The organism is Variovorax trehalosi, from assembly GCF_051216415.1.
Taxonomy (GTDB): Bacteria; Pseudomonadota; Gammaproteobacteria; order Burkholderiales; family Burkholderiaceae_C; genus Variovorax.
On the sequence record NZ_JBPJZG010000013.1, the window covers coordinates 40307 to 60750 of the forward strand.

The following is a 20444-nucleotide window of genomic DNA, read 5'->3' on the forward strand; positions in this document are numbered from 1 at the left end:
CTCGACACACGGATTGGGAGTGGGCTGCTTGGAGACGTGGTGCGCCATCCAGAGCACGGAGACCCGACGCACCAGGGTGCTCAGCGCCGGCGCCCCGAGTTTCCCTTGAACCCGGCCTCGACCAGCGCCTCGTCGATCTCGGGCGGAGCTGGTGCTCGAGACCTGCTTTGGTCGAGCGCTCGGCCCACGCCACGACCGGCGCGCTGACACCCGACCGCGGCGATCGCAAGCGTACGACGCCTTGCAACCTGCCTCGTGTGCTTTCCGCTCAAGAACACGACGAATGCACCGCGAATCATTCCTCGGCTGAAAAGCCGGAGGCTTTGACCGCCGGTCCCCATCCATCATGCTGGGCCACAACCTCCAACGCAAACGCTTGCGCCGGCTTGAAGGCAGGGACGAGGCTCAATGTCTTCAAAGACTCAATTGACCGTGGGTTTTGCAAGGCCACCTGTATCGATGCGGCAGCCCTGTTGATCATTTCAGCCGACGTCCGCTGCGGTGCAAAGACCCCAAAGAAGTCCTCCACGATGAACTTCGGAAAGCCGGACTCCGCGACCGTGGCAACGCCCGGCACGGACCGCTGTTCTCCCGTCGTGACCAATAGCCGCATGCGGCCGCCTTGAACGCTTGGCAGGATGCCTGGCAACGCGTCGATCGACAGCGGCAGGTGAGCTCCCATCAACGCCTGATTCAGTGGTGCGGTACCGTTGAATGGAATGTGCTCGAGTGGAAGGTCGAGCAGCTTGGCGAGTTGAAGGCCGACGAAGTGGGCTGCGGAGCCCGCTGCGCCGGTGCCAAATCTAGCGTTTGCGGGGTCGAGTTTGACCCAGTGTCTGTAGTCATGCAGCGAGATGACGCTTGGCGGCACCGCAGGGCCGACCGCAAGGCCGAAGGCCATCGATGCCACTTTTGCGACGGGCGCGAAATCCTGCGTGCCATAGGGCAGCTTCTTGTAGATGTGCGGATAGAGCGTGATTGGACTGCCAGCCGACACGAGAAGTGTCGTGCCGTCGGGAGCAGCGTTGCGGACCGACGCAGTGCCGATGCGGCCCCCCGCGCCGACCCGGTTCTCGACGATCACGGTACTGGCGTAGCTGTCCTGGAGAGACATTGCGAGTACGCGCGCAACTGCATCTGCAGATCCGCCGGCAGGGAACGCAGCGACCAGCTTGACAGCTTTCTGCGAAGGTTGCGCCGTTGCGGGCGCGGCCCAGAAGGAGAGTGCGGTGGTTGCTGCACCACCCTTGAGAAGAAGTCTCCGTTTCATGATTTTTTCTTGTCAAGGTCAGCACCGAATGGAGATGAGTGCCTCTCACGATTCGACCGACTGGGTTGTGAAGATGGCATGCCAGATGCGGTATTGCGGCGATGGGGTCACGCATCCAGCGATAGCCGATTCAGAAGCGTGCACCCGTCGCTCGACCCCGGGCAGGGAAGGTCTGGAACGTAGCGCCACGTTGGAGCCAACGGCCAAGCGCCCGAGCCCGGCCGACGCGAACTGGCGATCTCACTGACCGTCGAAGCCCGGAACGTATCCAACCTGAAGATCGCCCGCAGCCAGGCGGATCTTCCGTGCTTGCGTGTACTCGCTGGAGTTCCAGAAGCGAAGAAGCTGCGCCTCATCCTGAAACTGGATGACAGTCATGCGCTGTGCCTCGTGCTCACCTTCAAGCGTCTTCTCGACACTTCCGCGCACGACGTACTGGCCGCCGTATCGCGCGACGATGGGCGCCGCAACCCTCCGATACTCTTCATAGCGGATCGGATCAGAAATCGAGATCGTGCGAACGACCAGGTAGGCAGTCATGAAAGCTCCCCGGAGTCTGAGTTCAGGAAGCCTGCCAGGAAGGACCGCCCTGCTGTTCGCAGAACTGGATCATGTTGCCGTCGTCGTCGTAGAAGAGGAATGATTTTCCGGTCTTGGCCCAGCGCCAGACGTAGGAGGTGTTGGGCTCATAGCCCGCCGCTTTCACCTTCTCGAACCAGGTGTCGATGTCCGTCACCTGAAAGCCCAGTTCATGGAACCCGGTGTGTGCATAGCGCAGCATCTCAGGCGGCGTCTTTTGAATCTTGGGAACCTCGCACTGCTGCAGTTCGATCATCGCGCCGTCCGGCGAGGTCAGCAGCACCATTTTCGATCGGGCGCCTTCCACGCCGAAGATGTCGTCCAGCAGTTTGGGCGACACCCGGGTGTTGGGATCGTCCGCAGGTCCGTCCGGGATGGTGGCGCGGTGAGACACCGTGAAGCCCAAGAGATCGACATAGAGTTTCAGTGCCTTCTCCATGTCGCTCACGAAAACACCCATGTGGTGGAAGCGCATCATTTCTTCATCTCCTAAAGTTTGCGGGTTGATGTCGTTCGGATTCAAGTGCCTGACAGCCCGCCCATGCGGCGGATTGCCGGGCAGGCGTGGCTGGACTGTCGTTGCTACTTGGCTGCAAAGGTGCTGAGCACGTAGCTGGGCATGCTCAATGCACCGTCGATGACGACATCCTGTCCGGTGACGTAGCTCGACACATCCGAGGCGAAATAGAGCGCAAGGTGAGCAACCTCGTCCGAGCTTCCCGCTCTTTTCATGGGAACGCTGTCTCTCAGTGCGTCGACGTAGGGTTGCGTCTCGTTGAATTCATTCAGGATGAATCCGGGGCACAGCGTGTTGACACGGATACCGTCAGCGGCGAACTCCCTCGCTGCCACTTTGCCGATGCCCCGCATGGCCCACTTGCTGGCGCAATAGGCGGCGAAAGGGGTTCCTGTCACGCTGGACGTCGAGCCGATGTTGATGATCGATCCGCGTCGTGCCTTTCGCATGGTCGGCACCACTGCCTTGATGCCGAGAAACATGGAGGTGGAATTGGTCTCGAACGTGTTGTTCCAGTCTTCCAGCGACGTGCTCATGATGTCGTTTCGATCGTTGATCCCGACGTTGTTGACCAGGACGTCGATCGTGCCGCGCCAGGCGAGAAGTTCGGCCACGGCATGCTCCCAATCCTTCTCTCGTCTGGCATCCAGTCGGACGTACCTGGCTTCCCCGCCTGCGGCGACGATCTCTTCGACCAACTGCTTTCCACGCTCGTCCAGGATGTCGGCCACCAGGACTGAGGCCCCTTCCGACGCGAACAGCCTGGCTTCCGCGGCGCCGATGCTTCGGGCGCCTCCGACGTTGAGTACGGCCTTGCCGGCCAGAACCTTGCTCATCACTGTCTCCTTGTTCAAGATGGTGGGACACCGAGCCCGCGCTCCCTGATCGAGCCTCGTTCGTCTCGGTGGTGAAATCACTATTTCGTGAGTACACGGTGCATTATGATGAGTGTACTTATTGATCGCCGGGCTTGAACTGGGGTATTCCCGAAGAGAAGTAAGCTGAATCTCCTTGGTAGACCACTCGAATCGTCGCGCCGCCCCGAGGCCAGTCGAATGCAACTGCTTGGTATACTCATTTAAATGACGTCCTCCCAGCCGATCTTCGACATCTACAGTGCACCAGGGCATTTGATTCGCCGCGCCCAGCAGATTCTGGTCTCACTCTTTCTCGATCAAACCGGCGGCGTCATCACGCCGATCCAGTTTGGTGTTCTTGCCGTGCTGGAGTCCCAGGGCGAACTGGACCAGATCACCTTGGCGCAGCGCCTCGCCCTGGACGCTTCCACGTCGGGATCCACCCTGGAGAGGGTCGAAAAGAAGGGATGGATCGCGAGGCGGGTGCACGACGAGGACAAGAGGCGTCGGCTGGTCAGCCTGACAGATGAAGGCCGCGCGCTCCTCGTGGCGCTGCGCGATGATGTCGAAACAGTTCAGCATCGCTTGCTGGACTCGCTCGACCCGAAGGAGCGGGCGGTGTTCATGCGCCTGCTGGCGAAGCTCGTAAACCTCAACAACGATTCCAGCCGCGCGCCGTTGCGCATCGAGTGAAGCAGGGGCCTTGTATGAGCTGATTCGCGATCGCGTGTTGGCTTGACAGGCTCCATCCACTGTTGCGGCGCAGCCAACGTGCCTGCATAGCGCTCCCAAGCCACGCGTCGCTCCACGCGACCGAACGCGCTCAGGCTTGAGCGATCTCCATCCGTGGTGCTGCGGGTGGATCCATGGGCCTATGGACGAAACGATGAACGTCGCCGCGTGAACCACGACGCGGTACGGCCGTCGCAAGCCTCCCGATTCCCGAGTCACCGCCGAGATGCGCACCGACAGGCGACGCCGCTGCATGTCGATCGGTTCGCCATGCATGGCCCTGATGGGCGATGGCAACTGCCAACACCTCCAAGACGCCAAACAAGGCATCGCCGGACGCCCCTTGCAGCGCAGCACGCGGGTATTCCCCAGTAAGCCTTCTCATTTCGATAAGTACACTCATGAATATGCGAAGTGTACTTACTACTTTTCCGGATCGCCCGGCGACCCACCCTCGAGCGGACTGGGATCGCGAGGTCGATCTCGTCGTGGTGGGCGCCGGCGCAGGCGGCATGGCCGCCGCCCTCATCGCGGCCATCGAGGGTCTCGACGTCCTTCTTTGCGAGGCCAGTGCGCAAGTGGGTGGCACCGCGGCCACGTCCGCAGGCACCGTGTGGATCCCCGGAAACGTCCAGGGCCAGGAAGCCGGCCTCGGCGACACCGTCGAGGCAGCGCGTCGATATCTCGGGGCCTTGGTCGGCTCCAATGACAGGGATGGTCTGCGCGACGCCTACCTTGAGAATGCGCCGAAGGTCATCGAGTACCTGCGCCAGAACTCGCAGGTGAAGTTTGTCCCATGCGACATGCACCCGGACTATCAGGACCTGCCGGGCGCCGCCACCAGCGGCAGGGCGATGGCCCCCGAGGTGTTCGACGGCCGCACGCTCGGCGAGGCTTTTGCTCGCGTGCGCGCGCCCATCCAGGAGTTCCTGGTCCTGGGCGGCATGATGGCGGGCAAGGACGACATTCCGCGGCTGGTCGGGCGGTTCCGTTCGGCGCGCAACTTCGTGCATTCGGCCGCCCTTCTCATGCGCTATGCGATCGATCGCGCGAGGGGCTATGGCCGCGGCACCCGGCTCGTGATGGGGAACGCACTGGTTGGGCGACTGTTCGCGAGCCTGCGGGACCGACGGGTGCCCATCCTTTTCGAGGCGCGGTTGGTCGAGATCCTGAAGGAGGGCGGGGCGGTCACCGGCGTGGCCGTTCAGACGCGTGAGCGGCTGCAGCGGATCCGCGCGCGTCATGGCGTCATCATGGCCACTGGCGGGCTTGCTCACGACAATGCCTTGCGTCAGGAGCACCTGTCGCGGCCCGTGCCAATTCACTCGCTGGCTTGTCCCAGCAATCAGGGCGACGGGTTGCGCCTGGGTCGAATGGCCGGTGGCACGATCGGCGACGTGGCTGGGAGTTCCGGCGGATTTTGGACACCCTCGTCGGTGACGCGATGGCGAGGGAGTTCATGGGGTGGCTTGTTTCCCCACCTGTCGCTCGACCGGGCCAAGCCGGGGCTCATCGCCGTCAATGCCGAGGGCAAACGCTTCGTGAACGAGGCGGTCTCGTACCACGACTTCGTGCTGGCGATGTTCGAGTCCCATCGAAGCGTGCCGACGATGCCGGCCTACCTCATCTGCGAGCAGAACTTCGTCGCCAAGTATGGGTTGGGCCTCGTCTATCCGGGCGCGTCGGATCTGGGCCGACACGAGGCTGAGGGTTACATCGTCCGCGACGCGACGCTCGCCGGGCTGGCGAAGAAGATCGGAGTGGATGCCGAAGGTTTGGTGCGGACCGTCGAGCGCTACAACGAAGGCGCACGCGACGGCGCAGACCCTGAATTCCACAAGGGCAGCACGACCCTCAATCGCTTCAATGGCGATCCAGCGTGTTCGCCGAATCCCTGCCTGGCACCGATCGAACAAGGGCCGTTCTGCGCCATGGCGGTCTGGCCGTCGGAGATTGCCTGCAGCACCGGCTTGATGACAGACGAACACGCCCGGGTGCTCGATGAGCGCAAGCAGCCCATACCCGGCCTGTACGCCTGCGGCAACGACATGACGTCGATCATGGACGGAACCTATCCCGGCCCTGGGACCACCTTGGGCCCGGCACTGGTGTTTGCCCACCAGGCCGTTCGTCATGTTCTCAGTCGTAGCGCCACTTCCATTCAAGCCACAAAGGAGACACCATGAATCGTAGAGACGTACTGAAGGTTGCCGCTGGATCCTCCGTTTCCTCGGGTTTGGGCTTGCTGGCCGCGCCAGGGGCCGCGCAGCCACTGCAGAAACCCGTCAAGCTCGTCGCCGCCTTTCCGGCAGGAGGGTCTGCGGATGCTGTCGCGCGGCTGATCGCCTTGCATCTGCAGGGCGCCTATGCCAGCACGGTCCTTGTCGAAAACCGTGCAGGCGCTGGCGGCCGAATCGGAACCACATTCGTGCGGAACGCGGCGCCCGATGGAGCGACGTTTCTTGTTTCGACGGCGACACCCATCACACTGTACCCACACATCTACAAGAAGCTTCCTTATGCGGTCACGGATTTGATCCCGGTGGCCAAGGCTGCGTCGACGGAGTACGGCTTCTCGGTCGGCCCGGGGGTGCCCTCCAGCGTGAAAACCATGAACGACTTTGCCAAATGGGTCAAGCTCGATCCTGGCAACGTGAAGTTCGGAAGCGGGGGCGCTGGCTCCGGCCCCCATTTCGTCGGCATGCAACTGGGTAAGGTTCTCGGACTGGCGTTGGAACACGTGCCGTTCCAGGGCACCGCACCACTCAACCAGGCGGTGATGGGAGGTCACATTCCTTTGTCAGTCGACATACTTCCGGGCGTCATGCCGAGCGTGGCGTCAGGCCGCATGCGATTGCTTGCGACATCCGGCGCGCAACGTTCCGTCAGCGGCGTGCCGACGATGGTCGAGTCGGGCTACCCGAAGTTCGTCTTCGAAGACTTCTATGGGGTGTTCGCACCGCAGAAGACACTGCCCGATGTCGTCAGCAAATTGGGGGCGGCGATCAATGGCGCGGTTCAGAACCCCAAGGTGATCGAAGGGTTGAAAACGTTGGGGCTCACGCCGGCGTACGCGTCGCCGCAAACCTTCGCTCTGGAGGTGAAGTCCGAGTACGAGCGCTGGGGTCCACTGGTCAAAGCCTCTGGCTTCACCAGCGAGGAATGAACCGAAGGCCGAAAGCAGCGCACGAAATCGCTTTCGAGCAAGCCCCCAGACAAAGGAAAAAGCATGCAGTTCTATCTCAATGGCTACGCGCCCGGCGACCCCGACATCGCCAAAGAGGCGCTGCCGGACACCGTCGACGTACTCGTCATCGGCAGTGGCCCCGCAGGGGCGTTGCTGGCCGCGCAGCTGTCGAACTTTCCGGGCATCACCACGCGACTGGTCGAACGCCGAAACGGCCCGCTCCAGGTGGGCCAGGCGGATGGCATCGCCTGCCGCACGGTCGAGATGTTCGAGGCTTTCGGCTTGGGCCAGAAGCTCATGCGCGAGGCCTACTGGGTGAACGAGACGGTCTTCTGGCGTCCATCGAAGCAGGACCGCACCCGCATCGAGCGCACCGGCCGCATCCAGGACACCGAGGACGGCCTGTCCGAGTTCCCGCACCTGATCGTCAACCAGGCTCGCCTGCAACAGTACCTTCTCGACTACATGCGCATGTCGCCTTCGCGGCTCGAGGCCAGCTACGGAATGGAGTTCGTCACGCTGAAGGTCCAAGCCGAAGGCTCGCACCCCGTCGTGGTGACGCTGCGCGATGTGGCCAAGGGTTCGGAAACCACGGTTCGCGCGAGGTACGTGGTGGGCTGCGACGGCGCGCACAGCCGGGTGCGCGAGGCGATCGGCGCCGTGCCGCGCGGCGACTTCGCAAACCATGCCTGGGGCGTGGTGGACATGCTGGCCGTGACCGACTTCCCGGACATCCGTCTCAAGGCCGCCATCCAGTCCGCGGACGAGGGCAACATCCTGCTCATCCCGCGCGAAGGCGGCTATATGGTGCGCCTCTATGTCGACCTCGGCGACATCGACCCGAACAAACGCGAGGCCTTCCGCGATATCACCCAGGAGCAGGTCATCGAGACCGCCCGGCGCGTGCTGCACCCGTACACCCTCGAAGTGAAGAGCGTGGCCTGGTTCGCGGTGTACCAGGTCGGCCAGCGTGTCACCGACCGCTTCGACGATGTCCCGGCCGATCAGGTCGAGACCCGCCTGCCGCGCGTCTTCATCGCCGGCGACGCCTGTCACACGCACAGCGCGAAGGCCGGCCAGGGCATGAACGTCTCGATGCAGGACGCGTTCAACCTCGGTTGGAAACTCGCCAGCGTTCTCGACGGACGCGCCGGGCCGGAACTGCTGCGCACCTACTCCGCCGAGCGCCATGCGATCGCCCAGGGGCTCATCGACTTCGACAAGGAGTGGTCGAAGATGATGGCCTCGCCGCCGAAGGATCCGAACCACCCCGAGCTTGGCGGCGTGGACCCGCAGGAGCTTCAGGCCTACTTCGTGAAATCGGGCCGCTACACGGCCGGCGTTGCGACGCACTATGCGCCAACGACGGTACTGACCGCCGAGGCGCGCCACCAGCACCTGGCCCGCGGATTCACGATCGGCATGCGTTTCCACTCGGCGCCAGTCGTGCGCCTGGCCGATGCGAAGCCGGTGCAGCTCGGCCATGCGGCACGAGCCGATGGCGCTTGGCGCATCTACGCCTTCTCGGATTCGAGCGCCAAGCGCTTGCGCAACCTTGCCGCCTTCCTGGCGGAGTCGCCGCAATCGCCGATCCGTCGCTTCACGCCTGCGGGCGCCGATATCGACATCGACAGCGTCATCGATGTCCGCGCGGTCTTTCAGCAGGGACACCTCGATCTCAAGGTGGAGGAGCTGCCTTCCATTCTGCTGCCGCGCAAGGGCTGCTTCGGCCTCATCGACTACGAGAAGGCCTATTGCCCCGACCTCAAGAGGGGACCTGACATCTTCGATCTGCGCGGCATCGATCGCGAGCAGGGTGCGATGGTCGTTGTGCGTCCTGACCAGTACGTCGCGAACGTGCTTGCGCTGGATGCGCATGACGAGCTGACTGCCTTCTTCGGCCGGTTCCTGCTCGATCGTCACTAGGCTTGGTGTTAGAGCGAGAGTGCGAAAGCCCTGGCGCGGCGGTTCTGACGCTGGCACTGCGGCCCTTTCATTGACTGGCACACGCTGGCGGCAATCCCGTCAGCCGCCCCACCATCGCGTGCACCTTGGGGCAGCTTCGGGAGCAAGGGCGTCCCCTGGCGCCACGAGCACAGACGTTTCAGCACTGCTGGCGGGCGCGCATTCGACGCGGGACCGCGCGTTGCATAGTCGGACCGACAGGTTTTTCTGGTCGACAATCCCTTGCAATCTGTCCCACTGACGCATCTGTGTCGACATCACCAGCAATCTGGCTCAATGGAAACCGCGCCTTCGATCGATCCGGCCGTCTTCTCCCACATTCGTGTGGTGCTCAGCATGGTGGTGAGCCTCGGGATCGCGCGGCTACTGTCCGGCGTCGCACGCTTCGTCCAGCATCCCGGGCGCAAGCGTGCCTACGGTGTCCATCTGCTGTGGGCGCTGTCCCTGCTCCTGTCGATGATGCACTTGTGGTGGTGGGAATTCTCTCTCTCGCACCTGCAGGTGTGGCGCTTCGAGATCTATGTCTTCGTCGTCGGCTATGCTGCGCTCTACTACTTCCTTTGCGCCATTCTCTTCCCCGACGACTTGGCGGAGTACGACGGCTATCGCGACTACTTCATGTCCCGTCGCCGATGGTTCTTTGGAATGCTGGCCACGGCGTATCTCGTCGATGTCACTGACACCTGGATCAAAGGGCGAGAACACCTGGCGGCCCAAGGATACGAATATCCGATACGGACTGCGGTCTACGTGGTGCTGTGCCTTCTGGCTGCCCTGACCGCCAATGCGCGTTTCCATGCCGCGTTTGCTGTGCTCAGCCTGACATACCAGGTCTCATGGATCCTGCGTCTGTACGACGTGATCGGCAATTGAACGGCGCCAGCTCTCATTCCGTGCGCTCCAGGTGAGGCGCCATCAGTCCGGAGAACCACTCCACGAATGCAATGACACGCCGCGAGCGCTGGCGCCGGTGCGGATACAGGAGCGAGACCGGCATGGAAGCCGCCCGATACGCCGGCATGACTTCGACCAGTTCGCCGCGATCGAGCAGGTGCTGCACGTCAAAGCGAGGAATCTGGATCAACCCGACGCCGGCACGACAGCTGGCAATGTAGCTTTCGGCGTTGTTCACGATCACACGGCTCGGTAGTGGCAAGTCCTGCGCCTTGCCCGGTGCTTCGATGCATTCCCAAGGCAGCTCTCTGCCGCTGGACGGGGATGCATAGCCGACTGCCCAGTGCCCCTTCGCCAGGTCCGCCAGCTTCTCCGGCACGCCGTGTTCCCGCAAGTAGGCCGGACTCGCGCAGTTGATCAATGCGATATGTCCGAGTGGACGCACCACGAGGCTGCTATCTTGCAGTCCCCCCACGCGCACCGCGCAGTCGACGCCTTCCTGTACCAGGTCGATGGCGCGGTCGGTAGAGCCCAGCACCAACTGTAATCGCGGGTAACGGCGCAGCAAGCCGGGTAGCGCTGGCGAGATGAGGCGTCGTGCAATGCGGCTGGGCACGTCGACCCGAAGCTGGCCGGCAACCTGCCGCTGGCTGTTCTGGAACAGGTGCTCGACATCTTCGGCGTCCGCCAGCAGCGGGCGCACGCGCTCGAGCAACTGTGCGCCATCCGCCGTCAGGTGAACCTGGCGCGTCGTGCGGTTCAGCAGGCGCACGCCGATCTGTTCCTCCAACTGCTGGATCGCGGCAGAAACCGTAGCCCGCGGCAACTCCAACGTGTGCGCCGCCTTGATGAAACTGCCCATCTCGGCCACCTGCACGAAGACGCGGTATTGATCGAGTTTGTCCATCCCGCATTTAACCTTGGCAGCGCTGCCAGACGCGCCAGCAGCACAGGCGCCCGCCGGGATGGACGGCATTCATCCTGCAAAACCGCCCTGGTCCAAGAAGGCTTTCTCCTCTACTGTCGTCTCGCGAAGCAGCATTGAATTGCGGTGCGGAAAGCGGCCGAAGCGGCGGATGATGTCGCGGTGTCCTTCCGCGTGCGAGCGCTCGGTTGGCCCCAGCCGCGCATTGAGTTCCACCGACAGGTCCTGGTCTTCAATGTGCTCCGAGTGCGCGAAGGGCAGGCAAAAGAACAGGCGCAGTTCCGGGTCGACCGCCTCCATGTGGGCGGCCTCATTCGCCATGCGCGCAAAGTGGCGCGCCAGCGGGTCGGTTGTGTACATGTGAGCGGTGTCGCGGAAGGCATTCCGGGGAAACTGGTCGAGCAGGATCATCAGCGCCAGCGCGCCTTGCGGCTCGCCGACCCACCCATCGTGTTCACGCCGGGCCGCCGCCAGGTGCAGATCGAGAAAACTTTCGCGAAAGCGCCGGTCGAAGGCCGGGTCCTTGCCGAACCATTGATCGGCACCGGCTTCCCGCCAGAACCGCACGACCTTGGTGCCTTGTCCGTCGGACCCTGAAAGCGCGCCGCGGCGATGGAGAGAAATTGGATGCATGTCATTCGTCCTTTGGTCCGGCATTGCCTCGAATCAGGGCCTTGCCGGCATAGATGCCGCCGGACACCTCCATCGCCAGGCGCTCGGCGTCCTTGCGGCGCACATCCGCCGCAACGTCCTGCGACGCTTCGGGCGTCGCCCCGAGGGCCATCGCGGCCTCGCATCCAAAAGCCATGGCCGATTCGAAGGTGACACGGACCTGGTAGTCCACATCGGCCTTGATCAGTTCGATGGCATGCTCGCGGTCGTGGGCGCGCGCCAGCACGCGGGCATGGGGAAATGCGACCTTGGCGTGTTCCACGATCCGTGTGGCGGCCTGCCGGTCGTCGACGCACACCAGGATGGCGCGGGCGTGGTGCGCGCCGGCGGCATGCAGCACGTCGGCGCGCGTGCCGTCGCCGTAGTACACCTTGAAGCCGAAGTCCTTGGCGTCGCGCGCCACCTGGGGTTCGTGGTCGATGATCGAGATCTCGGCACCCATGGCCAGCACGTGCTGGCTCGCGATCTGCCCGAAGCGTCCGAAGCCGATGATGAGCACGCTGCCGGCCAGTCCTTCCGGCGCCTGCGTTCCCTCCAGGGACGCTTTCGGCTTCGGGCCCCAGCGCCGGTGCGCAATCACTGCCAGGGGAGTCAGCGCCATGGACAGCACCACGATGGCCGTCATGTTGGCGTTGACCGTCGGATCGATCACGCGGCTGGCCAGCGCGGCGGCAAAGAGAACGAAGGCGAACTCGCCGCCCTGCGCCATCAGCACGGCCCGGTCCAGCGCGTCGGTGTGCGTGCTCTTCGCCAGCCGCGCCACGCCGTAGATGCACAGCCCCTTGATGACCATCATCGCCGGCACGGCGGCCACGATGATCGGCCAGTTGCGCGCGACCACGGCCAGGTCCAGCGACATGCCCACGCCCAGGAAGAACAGGCCCAGCAGCAAACCCCGGAAGGGTTCGACATCGGCTTCGAGTTGGTGGCGAAACGTCGACTCGGACAGCAGGACACCGGCCAGGAAGGCGCCCATCGCCATGGACAGGCCACCCCACTGCATCAGCAGCGCGGCGCCCAGCACCACCAGCAGGGCAGCGGCGGTCATCACCTCGCGCGCCTTGGCGTTGGCCAGGATGCGGAACAGCGGATTGAGCAGCCATGTGCCTGCCGCGACCAGCGCCGCCAATGCGCCGGCCGCGATGGCGATGCCGGTCCAGCGCGATCCGGCGGCCGGCGCGGAAGGGTCAACCGGCGCGATGAAGGCCACCAGCGCCAGCAGGGGCACGATCAGCAGGTCTTCGAAGAGCAGGACGGCCACGATCTTCTGGCCGCGCGCGGCCGCGATGTCGCCGCGCTCGCCCAGCAGTTGCATGACGATGGCCGTGGAGGTGAGCACGAAGCCCATGCCGCTGACGAAGGACACGGCCAGCGAAAAACCGAAGGCCACGCCCACCCCGGTCAGCAGCAGGCCGCAGACCACCACTTGCAGGCTGCCCAGGCCAAAGATGTCGCGTCGCATGCTCCACAGGTGGGAGGGCCGCATTTCCAATCCGATGACGAAAAGGAACATCACGACCCCGAGTTCGGCGGTGTGCAGAATGGATTGAGGGTCGCTGAACAGGCCCAGACCGAAGGGGCCGATCGCCAGGCCAGCCGCGAGATAGCCCAGCACCGAGCCCAAGCCCAAGCGCTTGAACAGGGGCACGGCCACCACCGCCGCGCCCAGCAAGGTCACGACCTTGACCAGATCGCTGGCACTGCCTTCGACCGACATGTCAGTGGCGCGAAAGCTGCCAGACCGCAACGCCGGCCGCGAGCGCTGGCACCGCGAAAACGAGCAGAAGGATCGGAAACTCCTCGCGCGCGCTGTAGCCGGCATGGGCCACACCAACCCACATGTTGACCGCAGCCACCAGCAGCCAGGCCGGCACGAAGGCCTTGGCCGCGAGAGCCATCCCTGCAGCGCTCGCGCCCCAGAGCCAGCCGAACAGGACGAACAGACCCAGGAGCACCAGGCCTCCCACCATGACCATCAGCACATGCATGTCGGATCTCCTCTATTACTCATTGTTTGCGCAGCGAACGATAGAAAGCCATACCGGATTCCAGATGCTGGCCGAAGGCGAAACCAAGTCGGAGCATTTCGTCCAGGTCGGCCTGCTGAATCTGTATGACATAGCTCTTTGCGGTTGCTACTAGGCGCGTATCGCTGATGCCCAGCGCCAACACGTCACGACCGCCATACCACTTGGCGGGGTCGGCATGGCCGGCCTTGACACTGCGGCCCGCATGCTCGACCTGCCAGCCGCCATCGAGTAACACCCAGAAGCTGTCGGCGCCGCGTGCGCTGCCGGCAATCTCGGCACCCGGCACGACCGCCCATTCGCGCGAATGGTCGATCACCCACTGCAACTGCTCGGTCGACAGCGCCGTGAAAAAAGGCGTCTTGGCCAGCAGGTGCAGGTAGGTGACGGATGCGCTCATGCCCGGGCCGGGCGGTGACACGGAAGGTTTCTGTGCGCATGCAGCCAGCGGAACGGCGGCGGCCATCAGCAACAGCGACCTTCTGGGAATCGATTCGGACATGTGCAGATCTCGTTCAAGAAAACACGCTGAGGTTCTTGGCGATGTCCTTGCCCGCATAGGGCGGGAAGACATCCAGCTCAAGGTCCGGATTGCCGATCAGCAAGGCCTTGGTGTTGCTGAGCGCATCGAAGCCGGCCTTGCCGTAGTACTTTCCCATGCCCGAATAGCCGACGCCGCCGAAGGGCAGGCTGTCGATCCAGCAATGCAGGTTGGTCTGGTTGATGCAGCCGCCGCCGAAGGACAGGCTGCCCAGCACGTAGTCGATGTTCGCCTGGTGCTTGCTGAAGATGTACGCGGCCAGCGACTTCGGCTTGCGCTTCATGATGCCCACGATTTCTTTCAGGTCGGTGTACGGCATCACCGGCAATACCGGGCCGAAGACTTCTTGCTGCAGCGCCGGGTCGTCCCAGGTCGAAGGATAGAGCACGGTAGGTTCGACGTAGCGCGCCGGAACATCGAAACGCCCGCCATGCACCACCTTGTCGGGCAGGATGTACGACGCCACCCGCTGCGCGTCGTGTTCGCTGATCATGCGGGCGAAGTCGGGGCTTTGCTGCGGGTCTTCGCCGTACATTTTCACGATGGAAGCCTTGAGCTTGGCGATGAAGGCCTCGGCAACACTTTCGTGCACGTACACGTAGCCCGGCGCGATGCACCACTGGCCGGAGATCGCGTTGTGGCCCCAGGCGATGCGGTCGGCGGCGATGTCCAGGTTGGCGGTCTCGTCGACGATGGTCGGGTTCTGGCCGCCGAGTTCCAGGATCACCGGCGTCAGGTTCTCGGCCGCCGCGCGCATCACGATCTTGCCCACGGCCGAGCTGCCGGTGAAGAAGATGAAATCGAAGGGCAGTTCCAGCAGCGCCCCGATTTCCTCGCGCCCGCCGGTGACGATGGCCACGTTCTCGGGTTCGAAATACTGCGGCACGAACTTCTGGAACAGCGCCGCCGTGGCCGGCGTCGTGTTGGCCGGTTTCAGCACCACCGGGTTGCCCGCCGCCAGCGCGGCGATGGCCGGGTCCAGCAGCAAAAGGATGGGCGCGTTGAACGGGCCGATCACCAGCGTCGGGCCGTAGGGCTCCTTCAGGATCAGGCCGCTGTTGCCGGTGGCCTCCAGTCCGGCGGGAATCGCCACCCGCTGCGGCGCCATCAGTTCCCTCAGGTTCTCGCGGTAGTACTTGATATTGCCCAGCGGCACCGTGATCTCGAACAACTGTTCAAACGAGGGCTTGCCGAAGTCCTGGTACAGCCCGGCGCAGAATTCCTCCTGGCGCTCGCGCAGCATCCGCTCCAGGCGGTCGAGCTGGTCGATGCGCCATTCGTAGGACTTGGTGGCGTCGGTCAGGAAGCGTGCCTTCTGGGCATCCAGGAGGGGTTGAAATTTGTTCGCCATGTCGAAAGGACCTATTCGTCAAGGGCGTCGAGCACCAGCTCGGCGGTGAGGCCGCTGCTGTACTGCTGCCCGGTGATCAAGCGGCCATCGCGAATGGCGAACGGCTCGTTCGCTCCCCGGCAAAGATAGGTGGTGCCCTCGATGCGTGCTGCTTCGCTCTGGATGGTGTAGTCATTCAACGTCATGCCGAACGCCTTGTTGACCTCGTCTTCTTCCTCATCGGTGAAGCCGGTCCACTTCTTCCCCTGTGCCAGCAGCTTGCCATCCGACAGGCGCGTCCAGAGCAGCAGCGAAGAGCCGTGGCAGATCAAGGTGACGATCTTGCCCTTCTCGTAGAAGTCGGCGATAAGTTGGTGCAGCGCCGGATCGTCCTTGAAGGTCAGCAGCGGCCCGCCGCCGCCGGCCACCCAGACCGCGTCATAGTCGTCCACATTGACGGCGCTGATCGGCAGGGTGTGCTTCAGCAGGGGGCCGAATCTGGCGTGATTCACGAAGCCCAGGGTGATCAGGTCGTCGGCATACGCACCGTTTGGCGTGCGCGGATCGCTGTGCGTGTCGATCATCACCTCGCCACCCTTCGGTGACGCAAGATCCATCTGATGCCCGGCTTCCGTGAACATCAGGAAGGCGCGCGTCATTTCTTCGCCGAAGAAGCCCACCGGAAAGCCCTTGAGCTGAGCGGTGTTGGAGACGATCGACAGGATGCGGCGTGGCTTGCGCTTCACGCCGATGCGGGTTTCCACTTTCAGGTCAGATGCTGCCATGTTTGTTTCTCCCTCAAGGTCGAGTGTGGCGCAGGCAACCCATGCGGAAATCCGGCACGGGTGCCTCCGTTTCCAATCCGGTCAGTTGATCGGCGACACGATGCCGCCGTTGATGTAGCTGGTGGTGCCGGTCATCCAGCGCGCTTCCGGCGAGACCAGGAACAGCGCCAGGCCGGTGATGTCGGCGATGTTGCCCAGGCCACCGTCGATCGACATCGACTTGAGCCAGCCGATGTTCTCGTTGGATTCGGCCGGGTAGAAGAACGAGGTGTCGAGCGGTCCGGGTGCGATGCAGTTGACCGTGACACCCCGTGAACCCAATTCCTTGGCCAGCGACTTGCTGAAGTGCTCCAGCGGTGCCTTGCTGCCGGCGTAACCCGCATAGGTGGGCGCGAAGGCCGCCACCATGGTGGTGACGAAACTCAGGATGCGGCCTTCGTCGGAGATCTTCTTCGACGCTTCCTTGAGCAGGAAGAAGGCGGCCTTGGCATTGACGTTGAACAGTTCGTCGAACTCTGCTTCTTCGAACTCGGCGAGCGGCTTGCGGATGATCTTGCCCGCCGTGTTGATCAGGATGTCGACCTTGCCGAACTTTGCAATGGCGGCATCGAACAGCGCCGTGGCCTGCGCGGGCTTGGTCAGGTCGGCCTGGAAGATCAGCGCTTCCTGGCCATGTCCGCGCACGGCGGCGGCAACTTCTTCGGCCTGCGCCTGCTTGGACGCCGAGTTGTAGTGAACCAACACGTCGGCGCCTTCCTGCGCCAGCAACTGGGCCAATGCCTTGCCCACGTTAGCCGACGCGCCCACGACGATCGCGGTCTTGCCGACGAAGCGGCGCGCGCCGGTGCTGGTGGCTGAGGGGAAGGTCTTGAGAACTTCTTGATGAGTGATGGCAACCATTTGAAAACTCCCGTCTGGTAAAAAAACGTACCTGGTCCGCTGCTGACGCAACGAAGAGCGGCCAAGCTGCTCAACGTGGCAGCGGCGGTGGCGGTGGGACCTATTTGGTCGTATAGCCACCGTTGATGAGGATGGTCTGGCCCGTGACCCACCAACCGTCGCTCACGAGATGGCGAATGAACGGCACCACGTCGTGGATGTCGGTCAGGCCGGTCTTGCTGAACCCCGAGAGCGCCGCAGCAGTCTTGTGGTAGGCCACTGCGTCGGCGCCTTCGGCAGGGTAGAAGAACGGCGTGTCCATTGGGCCGGGGCCAACCGCCGTCACCGAGATGCCGCGTGCACCGAACTCCTTTGAGGCCGCGCGGGTGTAGTGCTCGACTGGGGCCTTGGTGCCGGCATAGGCGGCATAGAACGGCGTGAACGCGCCCAGCAGCGAGGTCACGACAGTGCAGATCTTGCCGTTGTCGTTGAGGTTCTTGCCGGCTTCCTTGAGAAAGAAGAAGGCCGTCTTGGAGTTGACCGCCGTCATCTCGTCGTACTCGGCCTCACTGATCTCGGCCATCGGCTTCTTGAGCACCTTGCCCACGGTGTTGATGGCGATGTCCGGCTTGCCGACGGCGGCGATGGCGTCGGCGAACAGCTTCTCGACGGCACTAGCCGTGGTCAGGTCGGCCTGGATCGCCACGGCCTGTGCGCCCGAGGCCTTAACCGCAGCCACGGTGGCGTCGGCGTCGGCCTTGCTGCTGGCACTGTTGTAGTGAACGGCTACGGCCTTGGCACCCTGCTGCGCCAGATCGCGCGCGATCAGCCCGCCGAGGTTCTTGGCGCCGCCTGCGATGAGGACGGTCTTGCCTTGGATGGAATGGTCTGCCATGGCGATCTCCTTGAAAAAAATGAATGACGAGCCTTCGAGGTTAGGCCTCACCGTCCGAGAGATAAACCATGGTTCGCTGGATGAATCATCCAGAAAATTCGCCCAATCGGAGAAAGTCGATGGTTCTGTCGCACAGGGCCCGTCCGGGCTCGCTGGTGCGAGACAGCCTACTTGGAAGAAGACCATAGCCAAGGCGCTGCGCAGCGCGATCAAGCGGATGCCTCCACGCTGGAGGTGGCGCTCACTTGCGCGCGCCTGTCCGCTGAGCCTGCGACATATCGAGGAAACGAAGATGCAGCAGAGGAAGCAGCCGCGAAGGGAATCGAGGGAAGAGAAAGATCGTGCAGGATGAAGGGAACAGCAAGCCAGCCCAAACCAAAGCACGTCCGCATTGCATCAGAAAGCGCAGCGCGTAGCGGCATCGCCGCGCAGGCATCAGCGATGGAAGCCGCAGGGCAAGACGCCGGTGGTGGCTTGATGCAAAGCGTGCGACCAGAAGTCGCATGAATCTCTGTTTCAGGAGGAAGAAATGACTTGATGAAACCGGCTGTTCCATCAGCCGTTCCCTATCCAACAAAGAACTCATTGAAGGGCTGGTGCAACGAATACCAGCAGAAGTTCGACTTGCCAGCGGGCTATGCGGGCCGGAAGCCCAAGTTCTCGCAGGAGCAAAAAGGCGGCAGCTATCGAGCACTACCTCACTCACGACCGCTGCATTGCTGCCACCATGAGGGCATTGGGCTACCCCGGCAGGGGGACACTGACCGCGTGGGTTCGCGAGGCCATTCCTGAGGCCAGAAGGGCTGTCGTTGGCAGTGTGGGGCGACGAAGGTATTCCGGGAAGCTGATGCAAGCGGGAGTCATGGAGCTTTGCACGCGTGAGGAAAGTGCGCAGGCTGTAGCCGACAAGTTCGGCGTGTGCCGGCCAACGCTGTACAACTGGAAGAACCAACTTCTGGGACGTGAGGCACCCGCATCCATGAAAAGCACCAATCAATCTCCGCCGTCCCAAGAGCGCGACGAGCTCGAGCGCCAGGTTGAGTCGCTGCGCCGCGAAGTCAGGCAACTTCGCCTTGAGCAGGACCTCTTGAACAAGGCCAACGAACTGTTAAAAAAGGCCTGGGCGTCGACCTGCAGCTCCTGTCCAACCGGGAGAAGACACTGCTGATTGACGCCCTCAGGGAGCACTATGGCCTGCCAGAGCTCCTTGCACAGTTGGATCTTGCGCGTAGTTCGTACTTCTACCATCGGGCCCGTGCAGCGGTGGGCGAAAAGTACCTGGAGGTGCGGCAATCCATCACCGACATCTTTGAGTCGAACCACCGCTGCTATGGCTACCGCAGGCTGCAAGCTTCGCTCACTAGACAGGACGTCGCGATCTCCGAGAAGGTCGTGCAGCGGTTGATGAAGCAGGAAAGTCTGGTTGTTCCAAAGCCCAGGAAGCGCAGGTATGCGTCATACCTTGGCGAGATCAGTCCAGCGCCTGAGAACCTCATCAACCGCGACTTCCAGGCCGCGGTCCCCAACGAGAAATGGCTCACGGACATCACGGAGTTCCAGATCCCGGCTGGCAAGGTGTACCTCTCGCCCATCATCGACTGCTTCGATGGAATGGTCGTCAGCTGGACCATTGGGACCAGTCCGGACGCTGAGTTGGTCAACACGATGCTGGATGCAGCCATCGAGACAGTGGCCGAAACTACTGACCGGCCTGTGGTTCACTCCGATCGGGGCGGCCACTACCGCTGGCCAGGTTGGCTATCAAGAATGAGCGACGCGAACTTCACCCGCTCGATGTCTCGCAAGGCATGCTCACCTGATAACGCAGCTTGCGAAGGCTTCTTCGGTCGGCTGAAGAACGAGCTGTTCTATCCTCGAGACTGGAAGAACGCCACCATTGAGCAATTCATCGAGGCGGTCGACTCGTACGTCCGCTGGTACAACGAGAAGCGGATCAAGATCTCTCTTGGCTCTCTCAGCCCTATCGAATACCGGGTGAGCCTTGGACTTGTGGCATAAAACCAGTCCTAGTTTTTATCCGCACCCCCCTTGTTGTCCTGCCCTTCGGCGCAGGCCAGCACGATGCGCGCGCGCAGCGCCAAGGCCTGCGCAGTCTTGCGCCGCAACGTCAGAGCCTTGAGTTCCTCGCGCTCGGCGTCCGTCAAAACCAGTATCGCTTTGGGTCTTCCACTCATTGCCGCCTCGTCGAGTACACACGGTACACGAGAGACCTTGATGCTCAAGAATAGTTCAACGAACTTCTAACTCACCACACTAGCTGAACTGTTCCGAGAACGCCGAAGAAGATACTTCCTCCGGTTTTTTTACCTTCGCTGCCTCTTCCGCAGGCCCCGCCAGGCAACGGTTTGGCGCACTGAAAACACGGTTT

20 protein-coding genes and 1 pseudogene are annotated in these 20444 nt (G+C 62.9%); 7 read left to right on the forward strand and 14 right to left on the reverse strand.

Annotation, left to right across the window (positions count from 1 at the left end):
- Nucleotides 1–295 precede the first annotated feature (295 nt).
- The 4 genes from ACSFA7_RS32265 to ACSFA7_RS32280 form a co-directional block, all read right to left on the reverse strand.
- Complete coding sequence (locus ACSFA7_RS32265) at nucleotides 296–1270, reverse strand: tripartite tricarboxylate transporter substrate-binding protein (protein ID WP_435503131.1); 975 nt, start codon at nucleotides 1268–1270, stop codon at nucleotides 296–298.
- Nucleotides 1271–1510: 240 nt separating this feature from the next.
- A complete protein-coding gene (locus ACSFA7_RS32270; protein WP_435503132.1) occupies nucleotides 1511–1810 on the reverse strand; it encodes a DUF1330 domain-containing protein in 300 nt (99 codons plus the stop codon).
- A 22-nt stretch (nucleotides 1811–1832) separates the two neighbouring features.
- Entirely contained in the window at nucleotides 1833–2372 is a 540-nt protein-coding gene (locus ACSFA7_RS32275) for a VOC family protein (RefSeq protein ID WP_435503133.1), read from the reverse strand.
- A gap of 59 nt (nucleotides 2373–2431) precedes the next feature.
- On the reverse strand, nucleotides 2432–3202 hold the full coding sequence (locus ACSFA7_RS32280) for an SDR family NAD(P)-dependent oxidoreductase (RefSeq protein WP_435503134.1): 771 nt from the start codon (nucleotides 3200–3202) through the stop codon (nucleotides 2432–2434).
- 246 nt (nucleotides 3203–3448) lie between these two features.
- Between ACSFA7_RS32280 and ACSFA7_RS32285 the strand changes: the two genes are divergently transcribed.
- The 5 genes from ACSFA7_RS32285 (at nucleotide 3449) to ACSFA7_RS32305 (ending at nucleotide 9980) form a co-directional block, all read left to right on the forward strand.
- The gene (locus ACSFA7_RS32285) at nucleotides 3449–3916 is read left to right on the forward strand and encodes a MarR family winged helix-turn-helix transcriptional regulator (protein WP_435503135.1); all 468 of its coding nucleotides are present in this window, start codon (nucleotides 3449–3451) and stop codon (nucleotides 3914–3916) included.
- 446 nt (nucleotides 3917–4362) lie between these two features.
- Complete coding sequence (locus ACSFA7_RS32290; protein WP_435503193.1) at nucleotides 4363–6141, forward strand: FAD-binding protein; 1779 nt, start codon at nucleotides 4363–4365, stop codon at nucleotides 6139–6141.
- Nucleotides 6138–7121, forward strand: a complete 984-nt coding sequence (locus ACSFA7_RS32295; protein WP_435503136.1) for a Bug family tripartite tricarboxylate transporter substrate binding protein — start codon at nucleotides 6138–6140, stop codon at nucleotides 7119–7121. The genes ACSFA7_RS32290 and ACSFA7_RS32295 overlap by 4 nt, the downstream gene beginning before the upstream one ends.
- A 63-nt stretch (nucleotides 7122–7184) precedes the next feature.
- Nucleotides 7185–9068 (forward strand): FAD-binding monooxygenase, encoded by a 1884-nt coding sequence (locus ACSFA7_RS32300; protein WP_435503137.1) that lies wholly within the window; start codon nucleotides 7185–7187, stop codon nucleotides 9066–9068.
- A gap of 315 nt (nucleotides 9069–9383) precedes the next feature.
- Nucleotides 9384–9980 (forward strand): hypothetical protein, encoded by a 597-nt coding sequence (locus ACSFA7_RS32305; protein WP_435503138.1) that lies wholly within the window; start codon nucleotides 9384–9386, stop codon nucleotides 9978–9980.
- Nucleotides 9981–9993: 13 nt separating this feature from the next.
- On the opposite strand, the gene ACSFA7_RS32310 is transcribed toward ACSFA7_RS32305, so the two are convergent.
- The 9 genes from ACSFA7_RS32310 to ACSFA7_RS32350 all read right to left on the reverse strand — a co-directional run bounded on the left by ACSFA7_RS32310 (nucleotide 9994) and on the right by ACSFA7_RS32350 (nucleotide 18055).
- Complete coding sequence (locus tag ACSFA7_RS32310) at nucleotides 9994–10908, reverse strand: LysR family transcriptional regulator (RefSeq protein ID WP_435503139.1); 915 nt, start codon at nucleotides 10906–10908, stop codon at nucleotides 9994–9996.
- Nucleotides 10909–10977: 69 nt separating this feature from the next.
- On the reverse strand, nucleotides 10978–11559 hold the full coding sequence (locus ACSFA7_RS32315) for a DUF924 family protein (protein ID WP_435503140.1): 582 nt from the start codon (nucleotides 11557–11559) through the stop codon (nucleotides 10978–10980).
- Between the two features lies 1 nt (nucleotide 11560).
- The gene (locus ACSFA7_RS32320) at nucleotides 11561–13315 is read right to left on the reverse strand and encodes a monovalent cation:proton antiporter-2 (CPA2) family protein (protein ID WP_435503141.1); all 1755 of its coding nucleotides are present in this window, start codon (nucleotides 13313–13315) and stop codon (nucleotides 11561–11563) included.
- Between the two features lies 1 nt (nucleotide 13316).
- Complete coding sequence (locus ACSFA7_RS32325; RefSeq protein ID WP_435503142.1) at nucleotides 13317–13586, reverse strand: hypothetical protein; 270 nt, start codon at nucleotides 13584–13586, stop codon at nucleotides 13317–13319.
- A 19-nt stretch (nucleotides 13587–13605) separates the two neighbouring features.
- Complete coding sequence (locus tag ACSFA7_RS32330; protein WP_435503143.1) at nucleotides 13606–14127, reverse strand: hypothetical protein; 522 nt, start codon at nucleotides 14125–14127, stop codon at nucleotides 13606–13608.
- Between the two features lie 13 nt (nucleotides 14128–14140).
- On the reverse strand, nucleotides 14141–15517 hold the full coding sequence (locus tag ACSFA7_RS32335; RefSeq protein ID WP_435503144.1) for an aldehyde dehydrogenase family protein: 1377 nt from the start codon (nucleotides 15515–15517) through the stop codon (nucleotides 14141–14143).
- Nucleotides 15518–15528: 11 nt separating this feature from the next.
- A complete protein-coding gene (locus ACSFA7_RS32340) occupies nucleotides 15529–16281 on the reverse strand; it encodes a type 1 glutamine amidotransferase domain-containing protein (RefSeq protein ID WP_435503145.1) in 753 nt (250 codons plus the stop codon).
- A gap of 81 nt (nucleotides 16282–16362) precedes the next feature.
- Nucleotides 16363–17181 carry an SDR family oxidoreductase gene (locus ACSFA7_RS32345; protein ID WP_435503146.1) on the reverse strand — a complete coding sequence of 273 codons (819 nt, stop codon included), beginning with the start codon at nucleotides 17179–17181 and terminating at the stop codon, nucleotides 16363–16365.
- Between the two features lie 100 nt (nucleotides 17182–17281).
- A complete protein-coding gene (locus ACSFA7_RS32350; RefSeq protein WP_435503147.1) occupies nucleotides 17282–18055 on the reverse strand; it encodes an SDR family oxidoreductase in 774 nt (257 codons plus the stop codon).
- Here ACSFA7_RS32350 and ACSFA7_RS32355 point away from each other — a divergent pair.
- Together ACSFA7_RS32355 and ACSFA7_RS32360 are read left to right on the forward strand one after the other, a co-directional pair.
- Complete coding sequence (locus ACSFA7_RS32355) at nucleotides 18054–18407, forward strand: hypothetical protein (RefSeq protein ID WP_435503148.1); 354 nt, start codon at nucleotides 18054–18056, stop codon at nucleotides 18405–18407. The two genes, ACSFA7_RS32350 and ACSFA7_RS32355, sit on opposite strands and share 2 nt — an antisense overlap.
- Nucleotides 18408–18622: 215 nt before the next feature.
- Nucleotides 18623–20074: pseudogene (locus ACSFA7_RS32360) on the forward strand (IS3 family transposase); the annotation flags it as partial.
- An 8-nt stretch (nucleotides 20075–20082) separates the two neighbouring features.
- Here the strand turns inward: ACSFA7_RS32360 and ACSFA7_RS32365 are convergent.
- On the reverse strand, nucleotides 20083–20298 hold the full coding sequence (locus tag ACSFA7_RS32365) for a hypothetical protein (protein WP_435503149.1): 216 nt from the start codon (nucleotides 20296–20298) through the stop codon (nucleotides 20083–20085).
- Between the last annotated feature and the right edge of the window lie 146 nt (nucleotides 20299–20444).

Excerpts from the sequence above, each read along its gene's own strand:
- ACSFA7_RS32285 (WP_435503135.1), top strand. The coding sequence starts at position 3,449 with ATGACGTCCTCCCAGCCGATCTTCGACATCTACAGTGCACCAGGGCAT.
- ACSFA7_RS32315 (WP_435503140.1), bottom strand. The coding sequence starts at position 11,559 with ATGCATCCAATTTCTCTCCATCGCCGCGGCGCGCTTTCAGGGTCCGAC.
- ACSFA7_RS32310 (WP_435503139.1), bottom strand. The coding sequence starts at position 10,908 with ATGGACAAACTCGATCAATACCGCGTCTTCGTGCAGGTGGCCGAGATG.
- ACSFA7_RS32355 (WP_435503148.1), top strand. The coding sequence starts at position 18,054 with ATGGCGATCTCCTTGAAAAAAATGAATGACGAGCCTTCGAGGTTAGGC.
- ACSFA7_RS32305 (WP_435503138.1), top strand. The coding sequence starts at position 9,384 with ATGGAAACCGCGCCTTCGATCGATCCGGCCGTCTTCTCCCACATTCGT.
- ACSFA7_RS32265 (WP_435503131.1), bottom strand. The coding sequence starts at position 1,270 with ATGAAACGGAGACTTCTTCTCAAGGGTGGTGCAGCAACCACCGCACTC.
- ACSFA7_RS32330 (WP_435503143.1), bottom strand. The coding sequence starts at position 14,127 with ATGTCCGAATCGATTCCCAGAAGGTCGCTGTTGCTGATGGCCGCCGCC.
- ACSFA7_RS32290 (WP_435503193.1), top strand. The coding sequence starts at position 4,363 with ATGCGAAGTGTACTTACTACTTTTCCGGATCGCCCGGCGACCCACCCT.
- ACSFA7_RS32335 (WP_435503144.1), bottom strand. The coding sequence starts at position 15,517 with ATGGCGAACAAATTTCAACCCCTCCTGGATGCCCAGAAGGCACGCTTC.
- ACSFA7_RS32345 (WP_435503146.1), bottom strand. The coding sequence starts at position 17,181 with ATGGTTGCCATCACTCATCAAGAAGTTCTCAAGACCTTCCCCTCAGCC.
- ACSFA7_RS32295 (WP_435503136.1), top strand. The coding sequence starts at position 6,138 with ATGAATCGTAGAGACGTACTGAAGGTTGCCGCTGGATCCTCCGTTTCC.
- ACSFA7_RS32320 (WP_435503141.1), bottom strand. The coding sequence starts at position 13,315 with ATGTCGGTCGAAGGCAGTGCCAGCGATCTGGTCAAGGTCGTGACCTTG.
- ACSFA7_RS32300 (WP_435503137.1), top strand. The coding sequence starts at position 7,185 with ATGCAGTTCTATCTCAATGGCTACGCGCCCGGCGACCCCGACATCGCC.
- ACSFA7_RS32350 (WP_435503147.1), bottom strand. The coding sequence starts at position 18,055 with ATGGCAGACCATTCCATCCAAGGCAAGACCGTCCTCATCGCAGGCGGC.
- ACSFA7_RS32280 (WP_435503134.1), bottom strand. The coding sequence starts at position 3,202 with ATGAGCAAGGTTCTGGCCGGCAAGGCCGTACTCAACGTCGGAGGCGCC.
- ACSFA7_RS32340 (WP_435503145.1), bottom strand. The coding sequence starts at position 16,281 with ATGGCAGCATCTGACCTGAAAGTGGAAACCCGCATCGGCGTGAAGCGC.
- ACSFA7_RS32325 (WP_435503142.1), bottom strand. The coding sequence starts at position 13,586 with ATGCATGTGCTGATGGTCATGGTGGGAGGCCTGGTGCTCCTGGGTCTG.
- ACSFA7_RS32270 (WP_435503132.1), bottom strand. The coding sequence starts at position 1,810 with ATGACTGCCTACCTGGTCGTTCGCACGATCTCGATTTCTGATCCGATC.